This is a genomic window from Bradyrhizobium sp. (assembly GCF_035309285.1).
In the GTDB taxonomy this organism is placed as follows: Bacteria; Pseudomonadota; Alphaproteobacteria; order Rhizobiales; family Xanthobacteraceae; genus Bradyrhizobium.
On sequence record NZ_DATGFH010000032.1, the window covers coordinates 23,113 to 41,737 of the forward strand.

Genomic DNA, 18,625 nt, shown 5'->3' on the forward strand with positions numbered 1-18,625 from the left:
CATGAAGAAGATCGTCGCCTTGCTATGGATGTTGCTGATCGCCAGCCCCGCGATGGCGGATGGCTCTTCCGTGCCTTTCGCCATGGGCGGACGTTTTTCGCGCTTCGATCCGGTGGTCGCGCAGTACAACGCGTCAGGCGAATTGTTCCGCATCCAGGGCCATTGCCAGTCGGCCTGCACCCTGTTTCTCGCGATTCGCAATGTCTGCATCGAGCGCAACGCCACGCTGTTGTTCCATGCCGGCGGCGGCCACGGCCAGTGGGCGGAAATCAGCGCGACGGCAACCAACCACATGCTCGCCGCCTATAACGCCGCGTTGCGCAACTACGTCACCGCGCATCACTACATGGACACGCTCGAATTCCATTCGATCTCCGCACGCGACATGATCAGCAAGTTCGGCTATCGGGCCTGCCCGAAATAGGCCGCCGTCCCGCCTGCCCGTCCGCGCAAGCAAGCCATCGAAAACACGCGGGTTCCCCGCGGCGGCCGGAAATTGTATTCTCTGCCTCGTCAAGGGAACGCGAGGACCCGCATGACCGATACCACCATCACCAAGCCGAAGACCAAGGTGAAGACCAAGGTCGAGCGGCCGCGGCTGCACAAGGTGATCCTGATCAATGACGATTACACGCCGCGGGAATTCGTCGTCACGGTGCTGAAGGCGGAATTCCGCATGACCGACGACCAGGCCTACAAGGTGATGATCACCGCGCACCGGCTCGGCGTCTGCGTGGTCGCGGTGTTCGCCAAGGACGTCGCCGAGACCAAGGCGACGCGCGCCACCGACGCCGGCCGTGCCAAGGGTTATCCGCTGCTGTTCACCACCGAGCCGGAAGAATAACTGCGCCGACACCCGCGGGCCGCGGCGTTCGCACGGCGCCCCGCTTCTACTTGATGGTGATCGTGATTTTCTGCGAGACGAGCGGCGGGTTGAAGGGATAGTGCTTGGCATCGCCCAGGACGAGCTGAAGGGTGTGCTTGCCCGACGGCAATTCGATACGGGCTTCGGTCTGGCCCGCGCCAAAATGAAGATGATTCTTGTCCTGCGGTATCGGCTCGTTCACATCAAGCGGTTCATTCACGTCAATCAGCAAATGATGATGACCGCTGTTCTGAAAGTCCTCGCCCGCATGGGTGATGCCCATATTGCGCAGGCCGAAACGACACCAGAACCCGCCTTTGATCGTTGCGCCGTTCTGCGGCCAGATGATGTACAGGAGTGCGTCCTTGGCGGGAGGTTTTCCCTGGGCCCGGGCAGTGGACGGCAGTAACACCAGCGCCGCGGCCAGTATCGTGAGCCGGACGATCTTCATTTTCATCTCCCGCGAGACGTTCAAGGGGAAAGAGCGATCCGAAATCCGTGCGTGGGATACCGAACGCTCGTGTCGTAACTGTCGCGGTTCGCCGGCCGCACATAACGCGGGTCATTCTTCCACGACCCGGACCGGATGACATGCGACCCGCAGTCGCTTTCGGTCCATGCCGAGCCATCCGTTGGCGCGCCGCCATAGTTCTTGTGCCAACAGTCCTCGACCCACTGGTCGACGGTGCCGCCCATATCATAAAGCCCGAACGGATTTGGCTTGAAGCTGCCGATCCGGGGTGCTTGCTCGAGAGCGGCGACATCGGTGCAACCCTTGCAATTGGCCATGTCGGGCCGCAGGTCATCACCCCACCAGTACCTGGTTTGCGTCCCGCCGCGAGCGGCGAATTCCCATTCGGCTTCCGTCGGCAGACGATATGGCTTGTGCGTTACGCCTGCGAGCCAACCGGCGAACTGCTTGGAATCGCTCCAACTTACATTGGTGACAGGCGCATCACCCTTGCCCGTTGCCAGGAACGCGCATGCCTTTGCTGCGGCACATTCATTCCATTCCCGAACGGAAATCGGGTACCGGCTGATGGCAAACGGCTTGATGGTGACGTGGTGAACCGGCTTCTCCGAACTGTCCTCATTACTGCCCATCATGAACGTGCCACCTCGAAGCGTGTTCATTTCAGGCTCTTGTACCGCGGGGGCCGGCTGCGGTGGCGCGACCGGAGCTGCGGCTTGTTGCGATGGTGGTTGCTGCAAAACCGGCGTGGCCAGAACAGGGAGCCGATCTTGGCGCGCCGCATCATGGCGGGCGGGCGCCGGAGGCGCCGATTGTCTTCCGGGGAGCGCCTGCGACACGTCCGGCGAAAGCCGGGTCAACGCCTGATTCCGCACCCTTCCGAGCGGTTGCGGCAGCAAATACCAGAGCGCGCCGCCGGCGATAGCAAGCAAAAGGAGGCTCAACAGGAAAATCAGGATGCTCTCCCGGCGCTTTCGGGCTCTGTTGAACGCGGCCGGGTCTGGAAGCACCCGGTAGACTCTGATCGGATCGGTGATGTTCTTGACTTTGCGGTCTCCGAGCGACTCATATCCGCAAACAAGCTTGTGCTTGATCTGCTCGTAGATTCCGCCCGAGATGAAAACCTGCCCCGGCTCAGCAATGCTTTCGAGACGTGATGCAATGTTGACGCCATCACCGTAAATGTCATCCGCTTCAATGATGACGTCGCCTAAATTGACGCCGATCCGGAATTCGATTCGATGGTCGCGGGGCAGCGATGCGTTGCGTCCCGTCAGGTTTTGCTGAATGACGACGCCGCAACGCACGGCTTCGACGGGACTGTCAAAAATCGCAAAGAAGCCATCGCCGGTCGTCTTGACCAGCCGCCCGTGATGCTCCGCAATGCTTGGCTCGATCAGGTCGCGCTGGATTCGCTTGACGCGCGCATGGGTTCCTTCCTCATCGAGCTGCATGAGATGGCTGTAGCCGCAGATGTCGCCAGCGACGATGGCAGCGAGACGACGTGGAGTCATCGCGCCCGGCGGCACATTGCTCCTGCTCGAATTCCTGGCGGAGTTGATATCGCGAACTTTCTCGCGCATCCCTCACTCCACGCCACTTGGGACCGACCTGTTCTGACAGCGGCGCAGCGAAGTGGCCTTGAGAAATCTCATTAGACGCGTCAAACAACGCGCGGCAATTCAATCAAAATCGCCGCAACCATATCAGGAATTGCGAGACTTTGCTGCCTCGACGGGCCGACTTTCAATGTCTGCGACAACGCAGCACACGTCAATCATCCTGACGTTCGCAGGTTGCCAACGGTTTCGGCGGTTCCACGACTAGATCGCAGCCTCATCGTGCAAGCCCGCCGCGCTTCGCGCCCGGTTATCCGCGGCGATGTCGGCAATCACGGCGCCCATGACCAGCGCGCCGCCGATCAGCGCGCGCAGCGACGGTACCTCGTGAAAGGCGACAAAAACCCAGAACGGCATCAGCGGCGTCTCGAGCGTTGCGACCAGCGACGACTGTCCGGAGGGCAGGAATCTGGAGCCGAGGGTGAACAGCGTGAGACCAAGGCCAACCTGCAACAGGCCAAACATCGCAAGGATGACGAGGTCGTGACTGCTGACTGCGCCGATCGATTGCGCAAAGGGGATCGAGACCAGGCTGCCGAGAAAGTTCGACAGTGACGCAGCCGCGACCATCGGAGTTTCCCTATGCTTTCGGATCACCACCGTCATCAGCGAGATTGCAATCACCATGAGCAACGCAAGCCCGATGCCCCGGTAATCGCCGACGCCGCCTGCGCCGCTGACGATCACGACGATGCCGGCGAGCGCCACGAGGCTCGCCCACATCGTGCGCGCCGCTGCCGCCTCCCGCAGCCAGACCCAGGCGATGGCGGCGGCAGCGAACGGCTGCACGGCGATGATGATCGCGACATTGGCCACGCTCGTGAGCTGCAGCGACGGAATGTAGCTCACCATGCCGAGGGTGGAGAGCGAGGCCACCAGCCACCCGCTCGGCTTCATCGCGATCAGGTTGCGTGCGCCATTAAGGCCCTGGGTGAAGATCAAGAGCAGCGCGATGAAGCTACCGCCAAACACGCCACGCCAGAACAGGATGGTCCATGAATCGAAATGAAGCAGGCGCGTGAAGAACGGCGCCGTGCTCCAGGCGATCGCGGCGGCGATCACGAGCGCAATGCCGGCGCGATGCTGACGGTCAGTGGACTGCATGCTCGGCCACTTCGTCGCGCAGGCCGAACACGCGCTGCGCCCTGGAGAATCCGGCGATCGGAAACTCGCCGAGATCGATCCAGTCATTGTGACAGGCGCCGGCAAAGGCCGCGGACGCCACCACCGTGCGGTGCAGGCGACCTGCGATCTTCTCCAGTCGCGCGGCGAGATTGACGGCAGGTCCGATGCAGGTGAAGTCGAGCCGGCTCATGCCGCCGATATTGCCGAACAGGATGCCGCCGATATGCAGCGCGACGCCGAAGCGGAAACGCTCGACCACGTCGCCGCTCGGATAGTGCATGGCATCGACATTGGCGCGGGCCTTGCGGCCCGCCGCCAGCACGCGGCCGCAGACTTCGCTGAGATTGCCGCCGTCTTTGGCGATCGGAAACACCGCGAGCAGGCCGTCGCCCATGAACTTCAGGATCTCGCCGCCATACTCGCGGATCACGGGGACCTGGCAATCGAAATATTGATTGAGGATGTCGACCACGGTTTCCGGGACCAGGCGGTCGGACAGCGCGGTGAAGCCGCGCAGGTCCGACAGCCAGATCGCGACCTGCATCGACTCGGCGTGTCCGCGGCGGATTTGCCCCGCCCAGATCCGCTCTCCGGCGCGGTTGCCGACATAGGTATCGAGCAGCGCAGTCGCGGTGCGGCGCATGGCAAAGATTTCGGCGATCCGCGCAAACGATGGAATGATCCGGCGCAGCGCCGCAAGCTGTTCTTCGGCAAATCCACTCGGCTGTTTCGTGGTCCAGCTTGAGGTGTGCACCGAGCCGTCCATGAACGACAGCGGCAGCGCGATGTAGTCGGTGACGCCTTCCTTGCGCATGTCGTCGAAAAAGGGGAAGCGGTGGCTGTCTGGATCGTCCATGCGATAGCGCAGCTCGCGCGCAGTCCTTTGCACGATTACCACGGGAGAATTGCGAAATTCCGGCGTCTCCACGAAGTCGAAATCCGCTGTGTTGACGACGACCTCCTCGCCCAGCCGCCAGATGAAGCCGCGGCCATAGGCGTCGGGATGCAGCGTCCGTACGAAAGCGGCCGCGCGCCAGAGCGGGACGCCCGACGCGACCAGGCGCTCGTAGATCTCTTTGAAGCATCCGGTCGGCGTCGGCGCCGAGCGCGCACCGTCCATCAGCCAGTCGATCAGGTCCTGCAGCTTTTGCGTGTCCATGACCTGCATTAGTGTGCGTGGTTTTGGACCCGTCAAGCCATCACAATAGCGTTGCCTTTCGACGACAGGCGGCCATCGTCAGCGGCTGTCAGCACCGACGAAAGATGCCCGGCGCCGGGATTCAGCTCCATCAAGCCCGGCATTAGCGTCGTGATCCCAGAAGTCTAGGCGGGCGCGCCGGCGGCCGCCGCCGCCTTCGCGCGGTCACCCAAGGGCGACCTGAACACGATCTCCTGATAGCCCTTCGCGGCTACATCCTGGATGATCCCGACGAACTTCGGCGTACCGCCGTTGTAGACGAAGTAGCGCACCGTGCCCTCTTCGTGGCCAGCGACGTTGGAGTTATAGCCGGTGAACCACGATCTAGCTTTGCGCATCAGCATGATCTCGTACATCTTGATCACATGTGCGGTCCAGCGTTCCTGCGCCTCGTGCGTGGCTTCGGCACGCGTGTAGCCGCGGTCCCACATGTATTGCAGCAGGTCCATGCACCAGTTGACGCCGTTCTCGATGCCGCGCGGGAAATTCGTCGAAGCCGACGCGCTTTGCGGTCCGGTCGGCATCAGGAGATTCGGAAAGCCATGGACGAGCATGCCGAGGAAGGTGGATGGCGCGTGTTTCCATTTTCCAGCCAGCGTTTGGCCGCCGATGCCCCGGATATCGATGAGATCATAGGCGCCGGTTATGGCATCGAATCCGGTGGCGTAGACGATGATGTCGAATTCATAGTCGCGCTCGGTGGTACGCAGACCCTTGTCGGTCACGCGAACGAGCGGCGTCTCGCTGATATCAACGAGATGGACGTTATCGCGGTTATAGGCCTCCAAATAGTTCGTCTCCAGCGGCAGCCGCTGCACGCCAAAGCCGTGATCCCGGGGAATTAATTTTGCGGCCACCTTGGGATCTCTGACACGGCGGCGAATGCGATCGGCGATATAGTCCGACAGCTCGGCGTTGGCCGCTTCGTCCATGAAAATCTCGCGAAAATTCGCAAGCCAGATGCCGAAACCGGGTTCGTCGTAGAGCCTGTCCCAAAGCTCCAGGCGCTCCTCGCGGGTCACTTCGTAGAAACCGCGGCGGTCAGGTCCGTGCAGGAAGCTACCCGGCGTGAGGGCGCAGGCGGCAAAGATCTCGTCATAGCGCGAGCGAATGTCGGCCATTTCCTCCTCGGAGATCGCGCTGTTGTTGAGCGGCGCACTCCAGTTTGGCCGGCGCTGGAAGACGGTGAGGTCGCCGACCTTGTCGGCGATCTCGCCTATCAACTGAATGCCGGTGGCGCCGGTGCCGATCACGGCCACCTTCTTGCCGGCGAGATCGACCGGCTCGTGCGGCCAATAATAAGTGTGGAACGAACGGCCCTTGAAGTCACCGATGCCTTCGAGTCGCGGCATGGTCGGCGCGGAGAGCAGGCCGATCGCGAGAACCACAAAGCGGCACGTCAGCTTGCGGCCGTCCCCGATTTTCACTTGCCATAGATCGTGCGCTTCGTCGAAGTGCATCGCCTCGACCTTGCAGTTGAACTGCATGTGCTTGCGCAAATCGAACTTGTCAGCGACATGGTTGAGGTAGCGCAAATTTTCAGGCTGGCCGGAAAAGCGCTCCTTCCAGTACCACTCGTCGAGCAGTTCGCGCGAGAACGAAAAGCCGTAGGTATAGCTCTCGGAATCAAAACGGCAGCCGGGATATCGGTTCCAGTACCAGGTGCCGCCGAGATCGGCGGCCGCTTCAAATACAGTCGCGTCGATGCCGAGATCGACCAGCCGTTTGATCTGGTAGATGCCCGCCACGCCGGCGCCGACGACAATCACCTCGTAATGGGTTTTGGCCTCTCCCATCATTGCCCGCTCCGGCATTCTGCGTTGCATCTGATTGGCTCGATTACAATCTCTTTTGTCGACGCAAGCAACCGCCCGCGACCGAAAGGGCGACGCGCGCACATGCGAATCCGCCAAGTGATTTGCGTTGAGGCGCTGGGCCGACGAGGCGGCGCTGCCCGCGCCAGTTCCGACGGCGGTTTCTAACGAGAGGAACTGCTTTCGGCTTCAAGGCGGTCGCGGGGCGGCGTACACTGGCAGGCATCCAGTGGAGCTGCCAAGGGTTTTCGAGTGAGTTGTCGGGTGAAATGCCTGCTGTTCATGCTTCTCTTTACGGCCGCCTTGGCGGGTCCCGCATCCGCCGAGAAACGGGTAGCACTGGTGATCGGCAATTCGGCCTACCGGAACGTCCCGCGGCTGGACAACCCGGACAACGACGCCGCACTGATGGCGCGGACGCTGAAGGAGCTGGGCTTCGTACTCGTTGGCGGCGATGCCCGGACGGATCTCGACAAGCGCGCGCTCGACGAGGCGGTGCAGGCGTTCGGGCGCGAGCTTCAGGGCGCTGACGTCGCGATGTTCTATTACGCCGGTCACGGCGTGCAGGTGCGCGGAGCGAACTACCTCGTGCCGGTCGACGCCAATCCGACGCGCGAGGCGGACGTCGATTTCCAGATGCTCGACGTCAATGCCGTTCTCAACCAGATGCAGGGCTCGGGCACGCGGCTCAATATCGTCATCCTGGACGCCTGCCGCAACAATCCGTTCGGTGCCCGAGGGCTGCGCGCCGCCGGCGGCGGCCTGGCCCAGTTGCGCGCGCCGGACGGCACGCTGATCTCGTACGCCACGCAGCCCGGCAGCGTGGCCCAGGATGGCGACGACGGCCACAGCCCCTACACCCGCGCGCTTGCGGCGACGCTGAAGCGACCGGGTCTCGACCTGTTTCAGACCTTCAACGATGTAGGCCTCGCCGTGAAACGCGCGACCGGCGGTGCGCAGCTGCCCTGGGTCTCGTCGTCTCCGATCGATGGCAGCTTCTATTTCGCCGGCGCGCCTCCTGCAGCGTCCGCACCTCATCAGGACGACGCGGCGCCGGAACTGGCGCGGCAGGAAGCAAGGCTGACCTTGCCTGCGCAATCGCTGCCTGCAGATGGCGTCATCACCGATTGCGACCGGCAGGCGGCCAATCCCGCCGATCCGGAGCGGCCCAAGGGCATCGGCGGTATGAGGCTTGGCGAAATCCAGATCGTGGCGGCGCTTGCCGCCTGCAACCAGGCCATGCGGCAATATCCCGATGTGCCGCGCTTTATCTATCAAGCCGGTCGCGTTGCGCAGGCGCAGAGGGATTTCATTCAGGCCAAGCAGCTTTTCGAGAAAGCCGCCAGCCTGAACTATGCGGCGAGCTACCTCAATCTCGGCGTGCTGTTCTATGAGGGCAGCGGAGTGCCGAAGGATTATGGGGCGGCTCGCGGCTGGTACGAAAAAGCCGCCGCCGCCAACGATCCCGCGGCCATGAACGCAATCGGCGCTCTCTATGAGCAAGGCAACGGCGAGCCCAAGGACTATCCACAGGCGCGCATCTGGTACGAGAAGGCCGCTGCGGCGGGCATCGCGGTCGCAAGCGCCAATCTCGGGCGTCTCTATCTCAACGGCAACGGCGTCCCGAAGGACGTCGGCCACGCGCGAAGCTTGTTCGAAACGGCGGCCGCTGGCGGCGATCCGATCGGCATGCGCCTGCTCGGCATTGTGTACGATCGCGGCATCGGCGTCACAGCGGACCCGCTGCAGGCGCGGCAGTGGTACGAAAAAGCGGCCGCCGGTGGCGATGCCTGGGCCATGAACAATCTCGGCTGGCTGTACGAACGGGGCAGCGGCACCACGAAGGACTATGAGGAAGCGCGGAAATGGTACGAGAAGGCCAGCACGCTCGGCATCAAGCTCGCAAGCGTGAATCTCGGGCGCCTGTATCAAACAGGCAATGGCGTCCCGATGGACCCGGCGCGGGCGCGGAGCCTGTATGAGACCGGCGCCAACGCCGGCGAGCCCTCGGGTATGAGGTCGCTTGGTTATCTCTATGACCATGGCCTCGGCGTCGCGCAGGATTCCGTGCAGGCGCGTCAATGGTATGAGAAGGCGGCCGCCGGTGGCGATGCCTGGGCCATGAACAATCTCGGCTGGCTCTACGAGCAGGGCCGGGGCGTTGCCAAGGATTACGGCGAGGCGCGCAAATGGTACGAGAAGGCGAGCGCGCTTGGCATAAGGCTCGCATCCGTCAATCTCGGGCGCCTCTATCAGCAGGGCGAGGGCGTGCCGATTGACGGCGGTCGGGCGAAAACCCTGTACGAGTCGGTTGCCGACGTCGAGCCCGCCGCCATGCGCCAGCTCGGCGTCCTCTACGATCGTGGCATCGGCGTTCCCTTGGATTATGCGCAGGCCCGTGCCTGGTACGAGAAGGCTGTGACGTTGGGGGACGCGACCGCCATGAACAATCTCGGTTACATGTACGAAGCCGGTCAGGGGGTCTCGAAGGATCTCGGGCGGGCTCGCGACCTGTACGAGCGCGCGGCGGCTCTTGGCCAGCTTTTCGCGATGACGAATCTCGGCAACCTCTATCGCGACGGGCGCGGCGTGCCAAAGGACTACGGCGCTGCGCGCCAATGGTACGAGAAGGCGGCGTCTGGAGGACGGACCTTCGCCATGGTGCAGCTCGGAGATTTCTATCGGCTCGGGCTCGGCGTGCCGAAGGACGCCGCGCAAGCCCGCAAGTGGTACGAAGCGGCCGCGGCCGCCGGCGACGCCTCCGCGTCCAGGGCGCTGGCGGGGATGAAGCGCCGTTGACAATCTCTGATCCGCTATGTTGCGAGGAGGGTTGGAGCGACGACGGTCCCGTCCTCGCGATGCGGCGCAGGCGAGCGACCTCGGTGGCTTGTAAGTGAAGCGGAGAGGGACTTTTGCGTTTCACGCCACCAAGCTCATGAGTACGCGGCCTGGCAAACCCGCGTCGACCTATTGCAGGCGGGCCGTTCTGTTTGGCGCCGATGACGGCGATGGCTGTGCGGCGGTCTCAAGTCCGGGTGGGCTCTTGATCCATGGGTAGTGTCCGCCCATCTCGTATCCCCTCTCGAACAGCGCGGTCATGTATTTCTGGTCGAAAGGCTCGTCGGTCCGGACGGTGAAATCTGCCGGAATGCTCGCCAGGTTGAAATCGATGCCGTCCTGCCTGGCGACCGAGTAGATCCGGTACAGATCGCCAATGCTCTGATTCTTGATCAGCGTCGACAGCGACCGCTGCGTGATCGAGACGACATTATCGTTGACCGGCTCCCATTGCGGATCGATCCGTCCGTTCCGGATGACGAACAGCCGGGCGCCATTGGCCCTGCCCGGTCCGCCGGAAACCAGGCGCAGGGTGGAGGGCGCGATGAAAACCTGCCGCGTGATGCCGCCATCGACATGGAGCTCATCGTAATCCCTGTTGCCGACGCGCACCTTGATGCGGACGGGAGCGAACACGCCGGGCAATGTCGCCGACGCCAGCAGGACCTTCCGGAACAGTTCGATCGCTTCAGGCCGGTCGCTCTCCGCGATCCGTCCCATGTCCCACAGCACCGGCCGTTGCGCATCGAGATTGGTCGTGCCGATCAACAGCACCCTTCCCCTTCTCCGCTCCTCGGCAACCTCGCGGATGAATTCCCGATCGATGTAGCGCTCGATCAGATGCGCCAACGGCGTGTCGTCGACCAGCGCGGAGCCTTGCAAGAGGCTCGGGACGTTGTAGGCAAAGATGTCCTTGCGTCCATAGCGCGTGAAAATCTCGCGCAACTGGCCGTCGCGCTCGCGGCCAAGAAAGACAAAGGGCGCGATCAAGGCCCCCGAGCTGACGCCGGTGACCAGGTCGAAGTTCGGACGATTTCCGGCATCACCCCATCCGGCCAACAGGCCCGCACCAAAAGCGCCATCTTCGGCGCCGCCCGATATCGCCAGCAGATTGAGTTGCCGGCGGTGACTGCTTCGCGGCGAGGCGGCCGAGATTAATTCATCCTTCGGCAAGACGGCATCGGTCGCCTCGTCCCCCCAGAATCGGATGTTGTGAAAGCCCTCCGGATCGATGTGGGCGGCTGTTGCTGCGGGAAGCGCATTTCGCGGCGAGATGGCCGCGCATCCTGCCAGCGCGAGCACAGCTCCAAGCACGACCAGCGACGGTGCCAGCCCGGACAAACGGAGCATGAGGAGGACCTCGACGTGATGCTATTCGAATGACGTCCCGAGCAGATCAAGCTGCAACCCGAGCGGCTACCAGACTCCGCGCCGCTCGCCGTGTAAGGCCAAGATGATGACCAAAGAAAGACGGAAGACGTGCTGCCTGCGAGCGGTTCGCAGGTTGCAAGATTGCGAGTGCTGAGGTTAGCGTCGCGCTAGAACCATGCAGCGGCGGTGGTAACGATGTTGTCATCACCCGCTCGCGGGAATTTCATTTTGGGGAGGACTTGATGCGCATTGCAGTAGTCGGCGCCGGCGGCGTCGGAGGCGGTTTTGGAGCTGCCCTGGCGAAAGCCGGCGCGGATGTCACCTTCATCGCGCGCGGCGCGCATCTCGCGGCCATGAAGAGCGATGGGTTGAAGATCGAAGGCGGCCGCGGCGAGACGCATATCGTGCCGACGCAGGCGACCGACGATCCTTCCGAGGTAGGCCAAGTCGATTTCGTGCTGTTCTGCGTCAAGCTGTGGGATGTCGAAAGCGCCGGTCACCATATCAAGCCGCTGGTCGGTGCGGGCACGGCGGTGATCCCGCTGCAAAACGGCATCGACGCCGCCGACCGGCTGATCCCGATCCTCGGGCGAGAGGCCGTGATGGGAGGCGTCGCGCAGATCTCTGCCTCCATCATCAAGCCCGGCGTGATTCACCAGGTCGGCACCTTCATGCGCATGATCTTCGGCGAGCTCGACGGCAAGATCACCAAGCGCGGCGAGGGCCTGCTCGCGCTTTGCCAAAAGGCCGGCTTTGACGCGACCTTGAGCGGACAGATCCTGACCGATCTCTGGATGAAGTTCATCCTGCTCGCCACCAATGCCAGCATCACGGCGGCAACGCGCCAGCCGATCGGCAAGTTGCGGGATGATCCCGAGATTCACCCGATCATCGTGGCGGCTGTGAGGGAAGTCTTTGCGATCGGCCAAGCCAAGAAGATCGCGCTGCCCTCCGATGCAGTCGAGAAGGTTCTCGAATTCATTGGTCACGCCCCGCCAGCGATGAAGGCGTCGATGGCGCTTGATCTCGAGCGCGGCAACCGCCTCGAGCTACCCTGGCTCGGCGGCAAGGTCGTCGCGCTCGGCCACGAGCTCAACGTGCCGACGCCGGTCCACACCACGATGTACGCGCTGCTGAAACCCTACACGATGGGGACACCGGGCTAGCCGAGCCGACGAGATTGGGTTCGACTGGAACGGCGTCGGACGTCCACCTCTCCCTTGGGAGAGGTCGATTTGCGAGGCAAATCGGGTGAGGGGTTACGGTCTATCGAGTGAGCTGCGGCCCCTCACCCGGATTGCACTGGACGATGCTTCGCATCGCCAGGAGCAATCCGACCTCTCCCCGCCGGGGAGAGGTGAACCGAGTTCACGGCGAGCCGATTCAACCAAAAGTCAAACTGCGTTAGGCCGCTGGATTGGCGTTCGATCTGATGTATCGAGGGTGATGCAACCGCCGGCGACCCGCGAGACACAGGTGCAGAGCTTTTCGTTTGTCGCCCTCTCCTCGGCGCTGAAGAACACATCGAGATGGTCGACGCCGCCCGGCGCCTCCACGATCGGAAGGACGCACAGGCCGCACTCGCCGCGCCGGCAGCCGAAGATCATATCGACGCCTGCATCCTCGAGCGCTTCCAGCATGGAGCGATTGGCGGGAACGTCGATTTCGACGCCGAGCCGCGGAATTCTGACTTTGAACGGCGCGGCTACAAAGCTGCCGCCGCTGCCGAATGTCTCGTAGCGGAGCTGCGCCGGCGGCCTGCCCGCTTCGCGCCAGAAGCGCTTGGCCGCTTCGAGCATGCCGAACGGACCGCACACATAGAGCTCGCCGCGCGGATCGAGTTTTGCAATCTCGCCGGCGATGTCGATGCACGGCCCCTCCTCGTCAACGAAGAGCTGAAGCCGCCCGCCGACACGTTGAGCGAGGTCGTCTGCCAGAACGAGGTCGCGACGCGTGCGCGCGGCATAGAGCAGGCGGAAATTGGCGCCCGCGCGACCGAGCGCCAGCGCCATCGTGTAGATCGGCGTGATACCGATGCCGCCGGCCAGCAGCAGATAGTCCACCCGGCCATGGCCCAATTCAAAACTGTTGCTCGGCGCAGAGATCGTGAGCCGGTCGCCGACCGCGAGGCGCCACATGCCGACGGACCCGCCACGACTTGAAGGCGGCCGCTTGACGGCGATGCGATAAAGCCCGTCCGCGCATGGCCCTACCAGCGAATAGCTGCGGACCTGCGGCCGGCCGTCGATCGGCACCAAGACGTCGATGTGACTGCCGGGCGTTGCCGCTGCGAATGCGCCTTCGGGCTCGATCTCGAACAGACGGACATCGGGAGCGAGGTCGCGCGTGGCGCGCAGGCGTGCGGCTCCCCATTCGATGGGCTTGGCCATGGAACTCACTCGGCCGCGAGGCTGGGGATGACGCAAGCAGCTTCGTCCGCCACCATGCGGTCGATCAGCCGCCGCGCCCAGAGCGCGCCGGCATCGATGTTGAGATCGTAGAAGGGCGAGCGCGGATTGTTGTCGATCGCCGCCTGCTGCGCCTCCAGAACCCGGTGATCCTGATCGTAGACGCCGGCCCCGCCATTGACGTGGGCAAGCTGGAGCTGCCTCGTCAGTTGTGCATCGTCCTTCCGATAGTTGCGGACGAAATTCCAGAAATAGTGACAGGTCGTCTCGGTCTCGGGCGTGATGGCGGCCAGGAACGCACCGTTGGCTCCTTGCGAGCGGTCGCCCTGCGGCGCACCGGTGCCGGTCAGCGCCACGCCGACGTCGCCGACCACGATCGATGGTGCCTGGAACGTGACGATCTGCCAGCGGTCGACGCGGCCGGGACGGCCGAACTGGCGCGCCCAGAACGGCGGCGGCTCGATATCCACCATCCAGCGCGTCATCGTTGCCGTGTTGCGCGTGTGGGTGACATCGAACGGCGCGGCCGTGATCGCTTCGTCGCCGATGCTGCCGGCGTGCACATAGGTCTCGTGCGTGAGGTCCATCAGGTTGTCGATCACGAGGCGATAGTCGCATTTGAGCTTGTAGAAGGTGCCGCCCTCGCCGATCCAATCCGTGCCGTCGTTCCAGTGAAAATCCGGAATCGTGGAGACATCGGCAAGCGCGGGGTCGCCGGGCCAGAGCCAGACCAGGCGATGCCGCTCGGCGACCGGATAGGAGCGCACGCAGGCGGACGGATTGATCGTCTTCTGCGCGGGCATATAGGTGCAGCGGCCGGCCGAATTGAACACCAGCCCGTGATAGCCGCACATCACGTCGTCGCCCTTGAGATGGCCGAGCGAGAGCGGCAGCAGGCGGTGCCAGCACGCATCCTCGAGCGCCGCAACCGCGCCATCCGTGCGGCGATAGAGCACGATGGTCTTGCCGCCGATGGTGCGGGCAGAAAGCTCGCGGCCGATCTCGTGGGACCATGCAGCCGTGTACCAGGCGTTGAGCGGAAAATGCTTTTGGCCGTTCATGGGCAGCGTCCTTCCCTTGGCTAGTTCGATGATCGTGTGCGGGGCCTTCGGCGACCTTTTCGGCGAAAATTGCCGGGAAAATGAATATCGGGCAATCAGACAGAGTTGATATTCCTTATCGAATTTTTCGATGACGTGTTACGATCGGACCCATCACGGAGGATGTTAGGCGATGGCAAAGGACTGGGATCCGTTCGCGATTGATTTTGCCGCGATCCGGACCTTGCGCCTGGTGTCTGAACTCGGCTCGTTTTCGCGGGCCGCCGAAGCGCTCGGCACCAACCAGTCGACCATCAGCTATTCGATGGACCGCTTACGCGCGGCGTTCCACGACAAGCTGTTCGTGCGCCAGCGCGGCGGCATCGCGCCGACGCCCCGCTGTGCCGAGATCGTCGAGCGCGCGAGCCAGTTGCTCGATGCGTTCGAGAGAATGGTGCAGCCCACGGACTTCGATCCTGCGACGGCGTCGGGGCGGATCACGATCGTCTGCAATTATTACGAAAGGTCGATCATCCTGCCGCGCACCATCGCCGAGATCAGGCGCCGCGCGCCGCGGTTGATCGTGGAGATCAAGACCGCGGGCGGCGAAGGCCTCGCCACCCTCAAGCGCGGCGAGGCCGACCTTCTCGTCGGCCCTTACGAGGTGCACGAGGAAAGCTTCTATCATCGCCATTTGCTCGACGATCACTATGTCTGCGTCATGCAGCGCAGCCATCCGTTCGCCGGCAAGCGGCTGCGAATGGACGACTATGTCAAGGCAAGCCACGCGGTCGTCACCTACGGCGGAACCTGGCGGTCGGGCTACCTCAAGGAGCTCGATCAGCGCGGCCTGTCGCTCAACCAGGTCGTCGCCGTGCCGAGCATCTCGGATCTGATGCATATTCTCCCGGGCACCGATCTGGTCTCGACGGTGCCGAGCCGCATCGCATCGCACATCGCCAAATCCGTCGTGGCGACGCGGTGTCCGCTTCCCGAGCCGTTTCAGGTCGGCATGACCTGGACGTCGAGAACCCATCATTCCGCGGCCCACCGGTGGCTGCGGCAGCTCATGGCGCAGATTGCGGGAGCGCTGCCCTACAAGGCCACGGCTACCGTGCCGTCGCGGCGCAGCCGCGGTGATGCCGAAACCAGAGCTTGAATTTCCGCCCAGATGATATATGATTACGATATCATATATCCTTGGATGAGATTCATGCATGCGCACACTGGTTGACCTCGGCGACGCCCAGCTCCAGGCACTGGACGAATTGTCGAAAAAAGAGCAGCGGTCGCGCGCGGCTTTGATCCGCCAGGCGATTGACGACTATCTCGGCAAACGGCGCGGCGAGCAGGAGAGCGAGGCGTTCGGCTTGTGGGGCAAACGCAAGGTGGACGGCTTGGCCTATCAGAAGAAAGTCCGCAGCGAATGGTGAGGGCGCTGTTCGACACCAACATTCTGGTGGACTATCTTAACGCGGTTCCCCAAGCCCGGACTGAGCTTGAGCGCTATTCAGAAAAGGCCCTCAGTATCATCACCTGGATGGAGGTGATGGTTGGCGCCTCGGCCGGCGTTGAAGCCGCAACGCGCAGCTTTCTAAACGCCTTCAGCATCATTGCGCTCGATGCCGAAATTGCCGCGCGTGCAGTCGGGCTGCGCCGCAGCCACAACGTTAAACTTCCCGATGCAATTATCTGGGCAACGGCGCAGGTCGGCTCAATGCTCCTCGTGACACGAAACACAAAGGACTTTGCAACCGGCGACCCGGGTATCCGGATGCCCTATAAGCTCTGAAGTCGCAGTTGCAAGACAATCAGTCTTACCGAGGGGAGTAATGCTTCGCAGCGCGCATTTTTGTAGCCGGCCCTAGCGCCCCACCTGCCCGCGGTGGCGGAGGAAATGATCGGCGAGCACGCAGGCCATCATGGCTTCGCCGACCGGCACGGCGCGGATGCCGACGCAGGGGTCGTGGCGGCCCTTGGTCAGGATCTCGGTCTCGCCGCCCTTGCGATCGACGGTGCGGCGGGGGTTAAGGATCGACGAGGTCGGCTTCACCGCAAAGCGCGCCACCACCGGCTGGCCGGTGGAGATGCCGCCCAAAATGCCGCCGGCATGGTTGGAGAGGAATTTCGCGCCCTGGTTGCCCATCCGCATCTCGTCGGCGTTCTCCTCACCGGACAGTTCGGCCGCCGCAAAGCCGGCGCCGATCTCGACGCCCTTCACCGCATTGATGCTCATGAACGCCGCAGCCAACTCGGCGTCCAGCTTGGCATAGATCGGCGCACCGAGCCCCGCCGGCACGCCTTCGGCGACGATCTCGATCACGGCGCCGATCGAGGAGCCGTTCTTGCGGATGCCGTCGAGATAGTCCTCGAAGAAGGCGGCCTTGTCCTTGTCGGGACAGAAGAACGGATTCCTGGCCGTCTCGTTCCAGTCCCACTTGTCGCGGTCGATCTTGTGCGGGCCCATCTGCACCAGCGCGCCGCGCACGTTCACCTCGGGCAAGATCTTGCGCGCGATCGCGCCGGCCGCAACCCGCATCGCGGTCTCGCGCGCCGAGGAGCGCCCGCCGCCGCGATAGTCGCGCAGGCCGTATTTGGCCTCGTAGGTGAAGTCGGCGTGACCCGGGCGAAACTTGTCCTTGATGTCGGAATAGTCCTTGGAGCGCTGATCGGTGTTCTCGATCAGAAGCGCGATTGGCGTGCCCGTCGTCACCTGCACGCCGCTTTCCGGATGCGCCATCACGCCGGACAAGATCTTCACCTGGTCCGGCTCCTGCCGCTGCGTGGTGAAGCGCGATTGTCCCGGGCGGCGGCGATCGAGGTCGTGCTGGATGTCGGCGTCGGTCAACGGGATCAGCGGCGGGCAGCCGTCGACCACGCAGCCGATCGCGATCCCGTGGCTTTCGCCGAAGGTCGTGACGCGGAACAGATGGCCGAAGGTGTTGTGGGACATGCCTTTGTTGACAGTTTGCGCGGATGCTGAATGTGGACATAACGCGGCGGGTGACCAAACGCCAGAGCGTCATTCCGGGATGGCGCGATAGCGCCAGACCCGGAATCTCGAGATTCTCAGGTGCGCAATTGCGCACCATAGTTCGCCCTCCGGGCGCCCCGGAATGACGGCGCGCTCTTAACTATATTTGTTCAGCCCATCCTCGCTGAACACATAGACCGCGCCCTGCTCGATGGTCAGGTCAGCAGCACTTTGCGGCGTCTCGAAGCCGAGCCCCACCATCAGCGCCCGCGCCGTGCCGCCATGCGCGACCGTGACTGTGTCGGCGGTGAGCCCGCTATACCAGTCGGCCACGCGCTGTTGCACGGCGACGTAGCTCTCCCCGCCGGGCGGCGCCACGGTCCATTTCTCGGCTTGGCGCCTGGCGAACAGCGCAGGATCGGCCGCCTGCATCTCCGCGAGCGTCGAGCCCTCCCATGTGCCGTAGCCGATCTCGCGCAGGCGAACGTCGATGACATAATCCTGAACTGGCAGCTTCAGCACGCCGCGCACCAGCTCCATGGTGGTGCGCGCACGCCCGAGCGGGCTCGAGACGAACGGCAGCTCGCGCCGGTCGTGGCCATGCTCCGCGAACAGATCCGCAAGCACCCTGCCGGCATGCGCCGCCTGCTTGCGGCCGAGATCGTTCAGCGGAACGTCCTGCACACCCTGCAGCCGACCATCCGCATTCCACTGGGTTTCGCCGTGGCGAATGTAGTAGATGGTCGGCATACCCCTGCTCCGTCATTGCCGGGCTTGACCCACGGCTGTCCGGTTTAGCTTTGGCATAGGCTGAGGCTCATCTGTCGCTGATCTTTGATGATTGGCGGAGGCGGATCGAGGAGGCGATCGATCCGCCGTCGCTGCATGAGGTTTTGAGCGA

17 protein-coding genes and 1 pseudogene are annotated in these 18,625 nt (G+C 63.3%); 8 read left to right on the forward strand and 10 right to left on the reverse strand.

Features of this window, described 5'->3' with window-relative positions; translation table 11 throughout:
- Position 1 precedes the first annotated feature (1 nt).
- Positions 2-424 (forward strand): hypothetical protein, encoded by a 423-nt coding sequence (locus tag VKR55_RS07175; protein WP_324401201.1) that lies wholly within the window; start codon positions 2-4, stop codon positions 422-424.
- A 111-nt stretch (positions 425-535) separates the two neighbouring features.
- Positions 536-844 carry an ATP-dependent Clp protease adapter ClpS gene (gene clpS, locus VKR55_RS07180; RefSeq protein ID WP_324401203.1) on the forward strand — a complete coding sequence of 103 codons (309 nt, stop codon included), beginning with the start codon at positions 536-538 and terminating at the stop codon, positions 842-844.
- 46 nt (positions 845-890) lie between these two features.
- Here clpS and VKR55_RS07185 read toward each other — a convergent pair whose 3' ends face one another.
- The 5 genes from VKR55_RS07185 to VKR55_RS07205 form a co-directional block, all read right to left on the reverse strand.
- On the reverse strand, positions 891-1,316 hold the full coding sequence (locus tag VKR55_RS07185; RefSeq protein WP_324401205.1) for a DUF4399 domain-containing protein: 426 nt from the start codon (positions 1,314-1,316) through the stop codon (positions 891-893).
- A 20-nt stretch (positions 1,317-1,336) separates the two neighbouring features.
- Positions 1,337-2,920 carry an SUMF1/EgtB/PvdO family nonheme iron enzyme gene (locus tag VKR55_RS07190; protein ID WP_475386466.1) on the reverse strand — a complete coding sequence of 528 codons (1,584 nt, stop codon included), beginning with the start codon at positions 2,918-2,920 and terminating at the stop codon, positions 1,337-1,339.
- A gap of 240 nt (positions 2,921-3,160) precedes the next feature.
- A complete protein-coding gene (locus tag VKR55_RS07195; protein WP_324401207.1) occupies positions 3,161-4,060 on the reverse strand; it encodes a DMT family transporter in 900 nt (299 codons plus the stop codon).
- Positions 4,047-5,240 (reverse strand): adenylate/guanylate cyclase domain-containing protein, encoded by a 1,194-nt coding sequence (locus VKR55_RS07200; protein WP_324401209.1) that lies wholly within the window; start codon positions 5,238-5,240, stop codon positions 4,047-4,049. The genes VKR55_RS07195 and VKR55_RS07200 overlap by 14 nt, the downstream gene beginning before the upstream one ends.
- Before the next feature lie 164 nt (positions 5,241-5,404).
- Positions 5,405-7,075, reverse strand: a complete 1,671-nt coding sequence (locus VKR55_RS07205; RefSeq protein WP_324401211.1) for a flavin-containing monooxygenase — start codon at positions 7,073-7,075, stop codon at positions 5,405-5,407.
- Positions 7,076-7,375: 300 nt separating this feature from the next.
- On the opposite strand from VKR55_RS07205, the pseudogene VKR55_RS07210 reads away from it, so the two are divergent.
- Positions 7,376-8,206, forward strand: a pseudogene (locus tag VKR55_RS07210) (caspase family protein); the annotation flags it as partial.
- 126 nt (positions 8,207-8,332) lie between these two features.
- A complete protein-coding gene (locus tag VKR55_RS07215) occupies positions 8,333-9,892 on the forward strand; it encodes a tetratricopeptide repeat protein (RefSeq protein WP_324401236.1) in 1,560 nt (519 codons plus the stop codon).
- 168 nt (positions 9,893-10,060) lie between these two features.
- Here the strand turns inward: VKR55_RS07215 and VKR55_RS07220 are convergent, their stop codons facing one another.
- Positions 10,061-11,281 (reverse strand): patatin-like phospholipase family protein, encoded by a 1,221-nt coding sequence (locus VKR55_RS07220; protein ID WP_324401213.1) that lies wholly within the window; start codon positions 11,279-11,281, stop codon positions 10,061-10,063.
- A 263-nt stretch (positions 11,282-11,544) separates the two neighbouring features.
- Here VKR55_RS07220 and VKR55_RS07225 point away from each other — a divergent pair, with 263 nt between their 5' ends.
- Positions 11,545-12,468 (forward strand): ketopantoate reductase family protein, encoded by a 924-nt coding sequence (locus tag VKR55_RS07225; protein WP_324401215.1) that lies wholly within the window; start codon positions 11,545-11,547, stop codon positions 12,466-12,468.
- Positions 12,469-12,696: 228 nt separating this feature from the next.
- Here the strand turns inward: VKR55_RS07225 and VKR55_RS07230 are convergent, their stop codons facing one another.
- Both VKR55_RS07230 and VKR55_RS07235 read right to left on the reverse strand, forming a co-directional pair.
- On the reverse strand, positions 12,697-13,692 hold the full coding sequence (locus VKR55_RS07230; protein WP_324401217.1) for a PDR/VanB family oxidoreductase: 996 nt from the start codon (positions 13,690-13,692) through the stop codon (positions 12,697-12,699).
- A gap of 5 nt (positions 13,693-13,697) precedes the next feature.
- On the reverse strand, positions 13,698-14,771 hold the full coding sequence (locus tag VKR55_RS07235) for an aromatic ring-hydroxylating dioxygenase subunit alpha (RefSeq protein ID WP_324401219.1): 1,074 nt from the start codon (positions 14,769-14,771) through the stop codon (positions 13,698-13,700).
- 172 nt (positions 14,772-14,943) lie between these two features.
- Between VKR55_RS07235 and VKR55_RS07240 the strand changes: the two genes are divergently transcribed.
- From VKR55_RS07240 to VKR55_RS07250, 3 genes are read left to right on the forward strand one after another with little or no spacing between them, the layout of a single operon-like run.
- Complete coding sequence (locus VKR55_RS07240) at positions 14,944-15,909, forward strand: LysR family transcriptional regulator (RefSeq protein WP_324401221.1); 966 nt, start codon at positions 14,944-14,946, stop codon at positions 15,907-15,909.
- Positions 15,910-15,967: 58 nt separating this feature from the next.
- The gene (locus VKR55_RS07245) at positions 15,968-16,183 is read left to right on the forward strand and encodes a ribbon-helix-helix domain-containing protein (RefSeq protein ID WP_324401224.1); all 216 of its coding nucleotides are present in this window, start codon (positions 15,968-15,970) and stop codon (positions 16,181-16,183) included.
- Positions 16,177-16,542 (forward strand): type II toxin-antitoxin system VapC family toxin, encoded by a 366-nt coding sequence (locus tag VKR55_RS07250; protein WP_324401226.1) that lies wholly within the window; start codon positions 16,177-16,179, stop codon positions 16,540-16,542. Before VKR55_RS07245 ends, VKR55_RS07250 begins: the two co-directional genes overlap by 7 nt.
- Before the next feature lie 72 nt (positions 16,543-16,614).
- On the opposite strand, the gene aroC is transcribed toward VKR55_RS07250, so the two are convergent.
- Positions 16,615-17,703 (reverse strand): chorismate synthase, encoded by a 1,089-nt coding sequence (gene aroC / locus VKR55_RS07255; protein ID WP_324401228.1) that lies wholly within the window; start codon positions 17,701-17,703, stop codon positions 16,615-16,617.
- Positions 17,704-17,880: 177 nt separating this feature from the next.
- Complete coding sequence (locus VKR55_RS07260) at positions 17,881-18,474, reverse strand: histidine phosphatase family protein (protein WP_324401230.1); 594 nt, start codon at positions 18,472-18,474, stop codon at positions 17,881-17,883.
- Between the last annotated feature and the right edge of the window lie 151 nt (positions 18,475-18,625).

Coding starts and splice junctions, on each gene's coding strand:
- VKR55_RS07175 (WP_324401201.1), top strand. CDS start 2: ATGAAGAAGATCGTCGCCTTGCTATGGATGTTGCTGATCGCCAGCCCC.
- clpS (WP_324401203.1), top strand. CDS start 536: ATGACCGATACCACCATCACCAAGCCGAAGACCAAGGTGAAGACCAAG.
- VKR55_RS07185 (WP_324401205.1), bottom strand. CDS start 1,316: ATGAAGATCGTCCGGCTCACGATACTGGCCGCGGCGCTGGTGTTACTG.
- VKR55_RS07190 (WP_475386466.1), bottom strand. CDS start 2,920: ATGCGCGAGAAAGTTCGCGATATCAACTCCGCCAGGAATTCGAGCAGG.
- VKR55_RS07195 (WP_324401207.1), bottom strand. CDS start 4,060: ATGCAGTCCACTGACCGTCAGCATCGCGCCGGCATTGCGCTCGTGATC.
- VKR55_RS07200 (WP_324401209.1), bottom strand. CDS start 5,240: ATGGACACGCAAAAGCTGCAGGACCTGATCGACTGGCTGATGGACGGT.
- VKR55_RS07205 (WP_324401211.1), bottom strand. CDS start 7,075: ATGGGAGAGGCCAAAACCCATTACGAGGTGATTGTCGTCGGCGCCGGC.
- VKR55_RS07215 (WP_324401236.1), top strand. CDS start 8,333: ATGCGGCAATATCCCGATGTGCCGCGCTTTATCTATCAAGCCGGTCGC.
- VKR55_RS07220 (WP_324401213.1), bottom strand. CDS start 11,281: ATGCTCCGTTTGTCCGGGCTGGCACCGTCGCTGGTCGTGCTTGGAGCT.
- VKR55_RS07225 (WP_324401215.1), top strand. CDS start 11,545: ATGCGCATTGCAGTAGTCGGCGCCGGCGGCGTCGGAGGCGGTTTTGGA.
- VKR55_RS07230 (WP_324401217.1), bottom strand. CDS start 13,692: ATGGCCAAGCCCATCGAATGGGGAGCCGCACGCCTGCGCGCCACGCGC.
- VKR55_RS07235 (WP_324401219.1), bottom strand. CDS start 14,771: ATGAACGGCCAAAAGCATTTTCCGCTCAACGCCTGGTACACGGCTGCA.
- VKR55_RS07240 (WP_324401221.1), top strand. CDS start 14,944: ATGGCAAAGGACTGGGATCCGTTCGCGATTGATTTTGCCGCGATCCGG.
- VKR55_RS07245 (WP_324401224.1), top strand. CDS start 15,968: ATGCGCACACTGGTTGACCTCGGCGACGCCCAGCTCCAGGCACTGGAC.
- VKR55_RS07250 (WP_324401226.1), top strand. CDS start 16,177: ATGGTGAGGGCGCTGTTCGACACCAACATTCTGGTGGACTATCTTAAC.
- aroC (WP_324401228.1), bottom strand. CDS start 17,703: ATGTCCCACAACACCTTCGGCCATCTGTTCCGCGTCACGACCTTCGGC.
- VKR55_RS07260 (WP_324401230.1), bottom strand. CDS start 18,474: ATGCCGACCATCTACTACATTCGCCACGGCGAAACCCAGTGGAATGCG.